Source organism: Fusibacter sp., assembly GCF_057447755.1.
On the sequence record NZ_JBVBZF010000460.1, the window covers coordinates 1 to 2114 of the forward strand.

The 2114-nt window shown below is 41.7% G+C and carries 4 protein-coding genes; 2 read left to right on the forward strand and 2 right to left on the reverse strand.

The window, feature by feature from the left end:
* Positions 1-180, forward strand: a 180-nt coding sequence (locus AC220I_RS21635; protein ID WP_486725946.1) for a hypothetical protein, incomplete at its 5' end; no start/stop codon positions are given.
* Positions 181-613: 433 nt separating this feature from the next.
* On the opposite strand, the gene AC220I_RS21640 is transcribed toward AC220I_RS21635, so the two are convergent.
* Positions 614-1102 (reverse strand): hypothetical protein, encoded by a 489-nt coding sequence (locus tag AC220I_RS21640; RefSeq protein ID WP_486725947.1) that lies wholly within the window; start codon positions 1100-1102, stop codon positions 614-616.
* The gene (locus AC220I_RS21645; RefSeq protein ID WP_486725948.1) at positions 1099-1803 is read right to left on the reverse strand and encodes a DUF3800 domain-containing protein; all 705 of its coding nucleotides are present in this window, start codon (positions 1801-1803) and stop codon (positions 1099-1101) included. The genes AC220I_RS21640 and AC220I_RS21645 overlap by 4 nt, the downstream gene beginning before the upstream one ends.
* A 194-nt stretch (positions 1804-1997) precedes the next feature.
* Between AC220I_RS21645 and AC220I_RS21650 the strand changes: the two genes are divergently transcribed.
* On the forward strand, positions 1998-2114 hold a 117-nt coding region (locus AC220I_RS21650; protein ID WP_486725949.1), incomplete at its 3' end, for a transposase.

Sequence of the window (2114 nt, forward strand, 5' to 3'; positions counted from 1 at the left end):
CCGGCCAAGAAACAACACCCCAAGTTTATTGAAGCGATGCAGAAACTCTCTGCTATGAATGAAGATGAACGCCTCTCCGACGAGAACAAAGAACTGTTTGATCAGGCCATCGCCTACGCGCCACTGGAGGCACAACCGGCGCTGATGGCGATACAAAGAAAGTATGAAGAGCTTCACTAAGAGCTGAGACGTGGCTAGAACGGGCTTCGCCCTTGCTAGTGGTTAGTCGCTAGAAAAAGCTTAAGATCAAAAGATTAAAGAGAGCCGGGAGGCTCTCTTTTTTGCAGGAAAGAGCATCTTGAGAGAAGACTGTGCTTAATGAAGATTGTGCTACCCAGTAATGTCGTTATCTAATTGATAATTTTATTTCAATACAAATAGTCCACAAATATATCCAGATACCGTGCTGCTCTTCCCTTTTAGTTAATAGAGATTTTGCATCGACTGAATGAATATTGAATTATCGTTAGAATAACACTATGATGCTACCAGCTCATCTACCAGCCAAATCTTAGAGAAGCTTTTGCTAACCTAAGGCGAGGTGTAAGCGTTGAAGGAGTTACGGCCCCGTCCCGATAAAGGGCGCGGCCAGCCTTTCTATTCGATGTTTTATTCAGTGCGCTCCGTACCTTTCCCACCGCTTGTTGTATTTCTTACGCTGGTGATCTCTTTCTACATAAAATGCTGTCCAAGGTAAAATATACGTTTTCCTGTCTTCGAGAACGACTAGATAGCCTTCATCTTCAAACCAGATATGTATTCGTAGATTTGAGCCCTTAGGTTCAGCCCATATTTTTAACCTTTGATCATCTGAGTTTTCAATGGTCGGCTTTGGCCACCGAATACGTTCGCACCTCCTTAAATCAGGAGTCCTATCTTCTTCAGCATCACCTTCTGAAGTAAAATGCCAAAACGTTGCTTCCTTTCCCTGGCTGATGGGATAGCGTTTCAAACCTAAACGTCTGTTTCTGAAAAAAGGCTTGTTATCTATAAAGTCAGCAACAAAAATCTCATAAATGGCGCTCAGATATTGATCCCAATCCCCCCTATAATCACTAAAGTTTTCTAGCTCGGGTAACCAGTTTGATTGGGTAGTCATCAATTCTGATCTCCATTCCAGATAAGAAGATTAAATTTAGACTCTCTTAGCAGGGTGTTACGTGTTAAATCGTAATGACTACGTTCACGTATACGACGAATCAACGCTGTCTTCGCCGCATTTTCTTTAAGCCCTCGGTGAAGATAGGATAATGCCCCTATTAGCATATCAGATAGCTGTAAAAGCTCTGATTCATGAGAATGGATACGCTGAACTCTCTCAATCATACGCTGTGAAAAATCATAGGCATTGTTGCAAAGGACTTCATGTAACTTAGTTACTTTCTGATGACCGAGAGTATCTTTAATATCTATGTAAACTCGATAGTGGGCCTGCGGTTCGAAAATAGTCTTTAGAAGGACAAAATACATTTTGTAATACCAGTCGTCGTGACTCTGGTGAAACGATTGGTGATTGAGTGACTGTTTGTTTGGAATAATAACTGCCCTAAAGTGAAGATCATCATCATCAAAGAAATAATCTAATACATCCATATAAAAAGCTTTTTTTGCTGGGCTTATTTTCGTCCACTTGGCTTCAAATTTATCACCAAGCCCGTGTTTTCTCTTGATGTCTCGAATACGCTCAGAAGCCTCCTTTCTTTTTTCTACAGAGCACCACAAGGCGCCCAACACCATGGCTTTTTGGCCATCATTTTCCAGATGACAGGACTCATCACAGTAGATGTTAAAAGTTTGACTCATATCTTAAATGCCTTCCGGATTAACGTTTCAAAAAATCTATGGGGTCAGAGTAATTGATGCACATATCCATTCACTGAGTGTGCCTTAAATACGAAAACCATACAAATAGGCTAATTAGCAATCTGTAGTGGCACACTGATTTTGGCCACCTGATTCTGGGTGATATGATCACCCTCAACACTACAGGTGAGCTAATGAACAACCGATCCAGACCAAATTACAGTCCCGAATTCAAACTTGAAGTCGCAGAACTCGTTATCGACCACGGGTACACAGTCAAGGCCGCTTGTGACGCCATGAACGTCAGTAAA

Coding starts and splice junctions, on each gene's coding strand:
- AC220I_RS21645 (WP_486725948.1), bottom strand. CDS start 1,803: ATGAGTCAAACTTTTAACATCTACTGTGATGAGTCCTGTCATCTGGAA.